Here is a 7,952-nt window from a genome sequence, read left to right as displayed (position 1 = left end):
AGCGTGGTGCGCGCCAGGGAGGTGTCGGTGATTCCTGCCTCTTGCGTCTTCTTGGCATTGAAGCCCGTGCTCGGATCGCGGTACCAAGTCTCGCTGCCCAGGTTCAGGTCATTGCTCTTGTGGGCGATCGCGAGCGACTGGCCATCGACGGCCGCGTGGATGTCGACGTTGGCGCCGTGGATGGTGATGTCCTTGGCGGCATCGACCTGCACGCCCTGCAGCGTGACGGTGCCTCCTCCTTGAAGCAATACGCCGCCCTGGCTGCTCTGGATGGTGCTGGCCGATGCGGTGTCGCTGGAGACCTCGATGCCGGTGCCGGAGCCTTTTTTGACCGGGCCGACGATGGGCAGGCTTCCGCCGCCAAAGCCGATGCCCCGGGTCTGGGTGTCGGTCTCCAGACTGGCGCTGGAGGTATTGCGGCCCTCGTAGACCGTGAGGTTGCGTCCGGCGTCCACCAGCACGCCATTGGTGCCGCTGATGTGCGACCCCTCGATGGTGATGTCGTTGTTGGCCGTCATCGCCACAGTGCCGCCCGAGAAGCTGCTGCCCACGCTGGTGGTGCTTTCCGCGCTGCTGTTCGTGGTCGTGGTGGAGCTTTTGAAGGTCCCCTTGCTCGTCGTCTGCTTGCCCTGGATCTCCAGTTGCGTGGTCTGTCCGGCGCCGATGTTGATGTCGCGGTCCGCATGCACCAGGAGCAGGCCGTCTCCGCTGGAGACGGTGGCTTGGCGGGCGTTGATGTCGCGGGCCTGTGATGGCGAGGTGCGATCGACTCTCAGTGATAGCTCACCAGATTGATCTCACGCTTTTTGCCGAGACGGCGGCATGTTTTATTGAGGGCGCGCGCAGTTCGGCGCGTCGTGGGTCTCAACCGGCGAACCATCTGCTGCCTTGATTGAGAGTTCACAGGTCGGACCGACCCCGGAGAGGCGCACGAGATACGTTGCCCCCGCCTGCGGAATCATCGTCTTTGCAGCCCAGGGGCAACTGCCGCCGGGGAAGACGAGGTTCGTCTTGCTCAGGTAGTCGAAGCCGGAGGTGGAATAGCGCACCCACTGGCCCGCGATCAGGACGGGCTTTCCAGCTGGGGCGACGAATTTCCAAGGACCCGGCGCATCGGGTCGACGGAAGAATGAGTTCATGGCTTGCAAGTACGCGACGCGCTGGGTGCCCACGCAGTCATCGTCAGGGGCGGCGTCGAGCTTGGCCTTGAACTGGGTGCTCGTGCCGAACTGGGACTCGAGGAAGAACTCAGGATCGCCGGCTTGTCCGATGTGGTTGTATTCGGGCTTTGGATAGCCAGCGCCGTCGTAGGCGCAAGCTGCAAGAGAAAATGTCGCAACTACCGCCAAAAATCTTTGCATCAAATTGATCCCCGCGCGAGATCATGGCAGTCCTGCCTGCCACTCATCGATAAAAATCTTTTCAGAAAAAAAAATCCTAAGTTGTTCGATGTCACGCTCCAAGATTCCATTGTAATGTGCATAGTTTTCAGTTAGTTCAGAATACCCGATGATGGCGGTGACATCAAATTGAGTCAGTAGCTCCGAAAAATTTTTGTCATTAGCTGTAGATAGAAAACGCCAACTTGGAAGGCGATCGTCTAACGTCGAACAATCGAGAGGGAAACCAAGTAGGTCCACCGCAATCTCCGATCGACATGAGGAATTCAACCCCAGTCTTGGAGAACATGAGCCCGTATACCGTACTAATCTCCCCGATTCTCAATTGAGTAAATTCGACGAGATCGGTCTCTCCTTTTCGCAATGCGTTTGAGGGGAGATTGCGCCCCGAATTAAATTTGCAAAAAACTCGCATAAGTTGGTCTTTATTTGAAGTTGAAATCGTCTGTCGCGTTCGTGATGGTATTTCTCACGTAATGAACTTCGATGCCATTAATATTTTGGCTCATTTTCATCTACCCATCGGATGCCGGCCAGCGTGGATCAGTCATGGCAATTCGAAGGACTTGATCGGCAGCGGGGTTGGACATGGCCTGCTCTAGCGCGAACTGCTCACGCAAATTGTTGGCAACAGAACGACCGGTGGATCCCAGCCCTAGCGGTTTTGCCGCCCGACCGGCGTCAAGCGCAAGTTGCTCCGCCGTCTTGACCACAGGGGCGGCGTCGAGCTTGGTCTTGAATTGGGTGCTCGTGCCGAACTGAGACTCGAGGATGAACTCGGGATCGCCGGCTTGTCCGATGTGGTTGTACTCGGGCTTTGGGTAGCCGGCACCGTCGTAGGCCACGATTCCACCGGGTCGAACCAGATCGCAAATCTGTCAGGCTCTCCAAATAGCATTTATTTTCCTTTAAATCCAAGCTGACACTTCACATCGATCGGAATTGTCGAGAGGTTTAGCGGTTTTGATCTATCCGAGAAGTGGGCACCCAGGGCTCTTCGCCGTGTCCGGCGACATGTCGGTCATGCTGTAGCCGAACAGGCCGCTGTTTCGCAGCGCCTGTTGCTCAGTAGCGTATTCCGCCCCGTGGCTGTGGGACATCAAGGCGTCCGCACATTCAGGGGCATCGGAGTCCATGCCGTAGGCGAGACCCTGTGCTTAGAGCTTGGCGCCCTGCATGTTGGTGTCGGTCCGGCGCGCGGTGATGTATTCCAAATTGCTGGGAATGGCTGTGGAATCCTGCATCCACTTTTATGCGCATTTCTCCAGCTCGGATTTGGCAACCCCAAGAATTTTCACAAATTCAGAAAGATTGAACTTCATCTTTACGCTTTCCGGTAGGATATAAATATCCGAAAGGAACTCTATTCCCATTTTATCATTCCCACCCTCTTTGTCCAGAATGCAGAGTCTTTGGCCTTTAAAGATCACCTCCGCCATCAAATGCTGTCGATTTACATCGCTAACAAAGTCTATTTCAAATTCACTCATTCACTTCACCTTATTTTTTGGATCCAAGAATCCAGAGAGAGAGATCCATCTGAATTAGCGACCGCGCCTGCGCCACCGCTCATGTTGGGCCCGTTGCCGCCAAGGTGGTCCGATGGAAGTTCCGATGGGTTGAGCGATGCGACTGTATTCTTGAAATCCTCCTTCGCTGCATCGTTCAGCCCCACAGCGCCTCCGGCGACACTCGCCACTGATCGAGAAGTGGCTATCCGAGGCTCTTCGCTGTGTCCAGCCACATGTCGGTCACGCTGAACCCGAACATGCCAGTGAGCGGCACTTGCTTAAATCTCCGATATCAAAATGGGATCTGAAAGTGCATTAATATTTTTTACATCGATCCATTTTTCGCTGTCTCTCCTAACATGGAACCTAAAACTACAAGAGAGTCCAAATTCCCCATCGTCGATCCCAATAATCGCCACGCATCTCTCCTTGAAACTGGCTTTCCATTTATTTTCGAAGACGTTTAAAAAGGCTAGTGCATTCTCCAGAGTCTCATCTTCACAGTAGTCCTCGATGTGAATTTTATTGACGGCGCTTTCATACCCCGATGCATCGAGGTAGTGTTTTTTTATGAAATCCTCGTTCGGCAACGCCCCATCTCGGAACAGAGATTTCCAAAAAATAAATCCCCTTGCGCAGATAAAGCCATTTTGAATCAATTCATTTAACCCAGAACTCAAAAACGGCGATTCTGAAATTTTCTCCAAGCGCCTTTGCATTGACTCATTCATTACTCTCATTTTAGCTCTCCAAGATATTGAATCAACCCTCTTTCAATGGCCTTCTGAAACTGGGAATTGTTTAGCAAATTCTGAACTGACTTTGGCGCTAGGTCGCCGCTTTTTTGATCGTAGAAAGTCTTGAGGGCGGGATCGTAGTAGTATTTATTTCCCGCGTTGTCTTGGTAATGTATTTGCCCGGGTCGCTGCCCAGGATTGGGATTTTCAACATCGATTCGCTCTTTTCCATCTCCGCGCCAAATTGTCTTGCTCGAAAACTGCGCGCCATTTGCGCCCAGCATATTCGTTTGTTCATTTTTCGCATTGGATGGTTGGCCATCCGTCGCCAACGTTGAGTTGTCCGGCACGTACCCCGGCGAGCCGATAGGCGCCACCACGGGCGGCGTCATCACACAGCCTGCTGGCGTACAGACGACTGTCGGCGGCGTCACCACCGCACCGGCGCCACCGCTCATGTTCGGCCCGTCGCTACCAGGATGGTCCGGTGGAAGTTCTGGTGGGTTGAGCGATGCCACCGTGTTCTTGAAATCCTCCTTCACCGCATCCTTCAGCCCCACAGCGCCTCGAGCGGCACTCTGCAACTGATCGAGAAGTGGGTATCCGAGGCTCTTCGCCGTGTCCAGCGACATGTCGGTCATGCTGTAGCCGAACATGCCGCTGTTGCGCAACGCCCGCTGCTCAGAGGCGTAGTCTGCCCCACGGTTCTGGGACATCATGGCATCCGCATACCCTGGCGCGCTCGGGTCAATGCCATAGGCGCAGTGCACCAAGGCACACGCGGCATCAGCCAAGCGTTGCTGCTCCTCGGGCGATTTGCCCTCCTGCATTTGGGCTAAACGCGCTTTCTCATCGTTGTGCAGCAAGCGGTTGTTGGTCGTGGCGTTGGTCGCCACCATTGAGCCGAGCCCGGCATCACCCGTGGCCGCGCCAACTCCGGCCCCCAGCATGGTCGACCCCGCAGTCAGGAGCGCGTTGAACTCCGCATTGGGCGTGCCGTCGGGGTTGTAGCGGTTGATGCCCTGGCTCTTGAGATAGTCCTCCATCACCGGCAGCAGTGCCTCATTGACGGCGCCGGCCGCCGCGCCTGCGAGCGCGCTACCGTCACCAATCTTCGCCTGCACGATCCCCGCGAGCCCATGCAGCGCGATCTTCTCTGCGCTGCCTTCGGGCCAACCTCGTTCGGCGGCCACATCCCCGATCACGTTGTCGACGACGCTGCCCACGAGCTGCGCAGCACGCTGGCGGTCAGCCGCCTGCTGCTGCAGCTTCGGGATCTCCTGGGCCTGCTGCAAGGTCAGCGTGTTGACGAGCGCGCCGTTGGCCGTTTCCGGGTCCCTGGAAGTGAGCGTCGCGACGTTCTCGGCGCTCTGGTCATCGATCTCCTTGTTCCCGGTGCCGGTGATCTTGATGTTGCCCGGACTGATGACGCTCGATGTCTTGCCCGACTGATCGTTGTCCGCAGGCAGGCCACCACCTCCATTGAGGTTGCCCAGCACCGTGTTGGACGCACTGCGCGCGGCGTTGCTCGCGAGGCTCGTGCCCTGCGTGTAGCCGTTGGCTCCCGAGCTGTAGCTCAGGCTGAGCGAATCACTGCTCGAATTCGTGCTCTGACGGTTTTCCAGATCGCTGAAGGTCAGGCTGCCGGTGGCGAGGTTGTTCTTGTCCTCCGTCGCCGTACTCGTGATCGCGCCACCCTTGAGGTCGGTGTTGCCTTTGACGTTGATGTCGTAGCCGCCGCTGCCTGCGGCGATGCCACTCTGCCCCGTGGCACTCTGGTAGTTGTGGTCGACCTTCTGGCGCGAGGCGTTGGCGGTGCCGGTGACGAATTCGCCATAGCAGATGGGCGGCACGCAGATGCTCACGTCCAGGCCGCTGCTGGTCTGCTTGCTCGCGTAGTTCGTCTGGTCCTGCAGCGTCTCAATGTTCAGGTTGCCGCCGACGTCCATCTGGACGCTGTCGCCGGCCAGTTGCGCACCGATGAGATTGGTGTCATTGCCGCTCTTGGTCTTGAGAGTGTCAGTGGCGGTGACCAGGGTGTTGTCGTAGTGGACCTCGTTGCCGGTGGCCTTGCCCTGGTTGCTGCCGATGTTGCCCTGGAAGCTGATGCCGTTTTGCGAGCCGAAGCCGAAGGTGGCGCCGCCTCCCATCGTACGGCCGCTGCTATTGCTGACGGTTGCGGCCGTGTTCGCGGCCGCGATCAGGTTGATGTCGCGCTTCGCGTCCAGGCTGATGTTCTGTGCCTGGAGCTTGGCGCCCTGCATGTTGATATCGGTCTCGCGCGCCGTGATCTCGATGCTGCCGGCCTGGATGTTGGTACCGCGCTGCTCGGTGTAGGTCTCGGCGGTGGTCGAACGCTGGTTGCTGCGCTGCTCGCTGACGCTCACACCGAACGCAGAGCCGGCGGGATCCCCGCCGGTGCCCGCCGCGCCCAGTCCCTGAACGCCGTTCTGCAATGCGCCGCTGGTCGCGAGCTTGTAAGCGTCGTAGCCGGCCTTGAGCTGGAGCGCACCCTTCAGGCGGCTGTCCTCGGTGTGCTTCGACTCCTCGGCCATGTCGTAGGCGCGCGTGACGACGCTGCCCACGTAGCCGGTCAACTGCGCACCGATCGTGTGGCTCTTGGACTCGGCGCTGTGGGTGCTGCTGCCGGTTGACGTGGCCGCGTTCAGGCTCACGGCGTTCCCGGACAGCGCGACCTTGTTCTGGGCCAGGAGATCGGCGCCCTCGGTGGTGATGTTGCCCTGGCCCGTTCCAGCGTACTTGCTGTCGAGGCCTGCCACCATGGTCAGGTTGCCGCCGTTGGCGCTCAGCAGGCTGGTGACGGCGGTGCTCGAATGGCCAGTGCCGTTCTCGCTGCCACTCACATTCGAATATGCAGTTTGCCGAGGCGCGAGACCGGGCATGGCACCGTAGGTCTTGCCGCGCTGACTGCCCGCGGTGCCGGAGTCCTGCGTGTCCTGGGCCGAGAGGATGTCGATGTTGCGCCCGGCGGTGACCGTGATGTTCTTGTCGGCAAGCACGTTGCTGGCGATGACCTGCACGTCTCGGCCGGCATCGACGCTCACATTGGCGCCGCTCACGGTGCTGCCCACCTGTGTGGTGCTGCTGCCGGCTTCGGCGTGATTGGCAGAGCCGCTGCTGTAGCTCAGGCGGCTTTTGAAGCTCGCGGAGATGCCTTTCTGGCTGGAAGCCGAGTAGCTGCCGCCGCTGGCCTGGTCCTGAGCGCTTTCGACGCGAACATCACGCCCGGCGCTCAAGGACAACTGGTCCTGCGCAGTGACGTTGCTGCCACGAATCGCGATGTCGTTTCCGGCGGAGACCAGCACATCGGCGCCGCTGAAGCTGCTGCCCGCCGAGGTGTTGGTCGATTCCGAGCTGAGCTGTGTCGAAGTCGACTTGGAGAAGGTGGACTTGTTCTCCTTGTAGGACGCGGTGGCTGTCGAAGAGGTCGCGCGGCCCTCTGAGATATTGACGTCGTGGTCTGCGATGACAGCCAGCGTTCCCTGCGCGGCCACGCCCGCTGCCCTTGCGTTGATGTCGTTGCCCGCGCTCAGCGTGACGTTGCCGCCGCCCACGATCTGGCTGCCGATGTCCTGCGATTGCGATTCGGAGTGGAAATTGCGGCTGTCGGTGACCGAGGTGCGCGAACTGGCTTCGGTGACCGTACCAAGATTGATGTCATGTCCCGCGTTGATGAGTGTGCGGCTGCCCGCGCCCGTGTTGGCAACGATCGCACCGACCACATTGATGTCGTTGCCGGCGCTGGCGACCAGGACACCGTTCGGATTGGAGACATAAAGGCCCGCAATGCGATCGATTGCGGTGGCGCTTGACTGCGTACTCTGCGCGCTACTCGTTGTCGTCACGACATTGACGTCGCGCCCGGCTGTCGCCACCAGCGAATCACGCGCATCGACCGTCCCGCCGATGACGTTGATATCGCCCCTGGCATCCAGCGCCACATTGCCCCCCGAGATGCGCCCACCCAGGTTATCGATGTTGTCCGCCGTGATGGACACGAGCGAGCGGCCGGCCACGGTGCCGCTGTTGGTGAAGTCGCCTTCGCCCGCCTTGTTCTTGATGCTCAGGCGATCAGCCGCCAGCAGCGCGCCGGAGCCGTCGATGTCCCCGGGCTGCACGCGCACATACACCTGGGGCACGAGCACCTGCTGGGTGCTGCCATCGGCAAGGGTCACGGTCTGCTCGACGAGCCAGACGATGTCGCTCGTGAGCTGGGCCATCTGCGCGGCAGTCAGGGCGATGCCGGGGGTCAATCCATACTGCTTGGCGAAGGTCACGCCCGC

7 protein-coding genes are annotated in these 7,952 nt (G+C 59.2%); all 7 read right to left on the bottom strand.

The genetic code is table 11. The annotated features are described in order from the left end of the window. Nucleotides 1-737, bottom strand: a 737-nt coding sequence (locus tag AC1DSF_RS30315; protein ID WP_478184027.1) for a hemagglutinin repeat-containing protein, incomplete at its 3' end; no start/stop codon positions are given. 90 nt (nt 738-827) lie between these two features. Further along, nucleotides 828-1,361, bottom strand: coding sequence for a hypothetical protein (locus tag AC1DSF_RS30310; RefSeq protein WP_478128951.1), 534 nt, complete (start codon nt 1,359-1,361; stop codon nt 828-830). Nucleotides 1,362-1,382: 21 nt separating this feature from the next. Beyond that, on the bottom strand, nt 1,383-1,640 hold the full coding sequence (locus AC1DSF_RS30305) for a hypothetical protein (RefSeq protein ID WP_478128952.1): 258 nt from the start codon (nt 1,638-1,640) through the stop codon (nt 1,383-1,385). Nucleotides 1,641-1,915: 275 nt separating this feature from the next. Continuing rightward, a complete protein-coding gene (locus AC1DSF_RS30300; RefSeq protein ID WP_478128953.1) occupies nt 1,916-2,245 on the bottom strand; it encodes a hypothetical protein in 330 nt (109 codons plus the stop codon). A gap of 405 nt (nt 2,246-2,650) precedes the next feature. Beyond that, entirely contained in the window at nt 2,651-2,890 is a 240-nt protein-coding gene (locus AC1DSF_RS30295; RefSeq protein WP_478128954.1) for a hypothetical protein, read from the bottom strand. Between the two features lie 299 nt (nt 2,891-3,189). Beyond that, entirely contained in the window at nt 3,190-3,651 is a 462-nt protein-coding gene (locus AC1DSF_RS30290; RefSeq protein ID WP_478128955.1) for a hypothetical protein, read from the bottom strand. Continuing rightward, nucleotides 3,648-7,952, bottom strand: a 4,305-nt coding sequence (locus AC1DSF_RS30285) for a hemagglutinin repeat-containing protein (protein ID WP_478184026.1), incomplete at its 5' end; no start/stop codon positions are given. The genes AC1DSF_RS30285 and AC1DSF_RS30290, both read right to left, overlap by 4 nt.

It is taken from the genome of Variovorax sp. 01N429, assembly GCF_056399425.1.
This window is presented reverse-complemented; position numbering and strand designations above follow the sequence as displayed.

Coding starts and splice junctions, on each gene's coding strand:
- AC1DSF_RS30310 (WP_478128951.1), bottom strand. CDS start 1,361: ATGCAAAGATTTTTGGCGGTAGTTGCGACATTTTCTCTTGCAGCTTGC.
- AC1DSF_RS30295 (WP_478128954.1), bottom strand. CDS start 2,890: ATGAGTGAATTTGAAATAGACTTTGTTAGCGATGTAAATCGACAGCAT.
- AC1DSF_RS30290 (WP_478128955.1), bottom strand. CDS start 3,651: ATGAGAGTAATGAATGAGTCAATGCAAAGGCGCTTGGAGAAAATTTCA.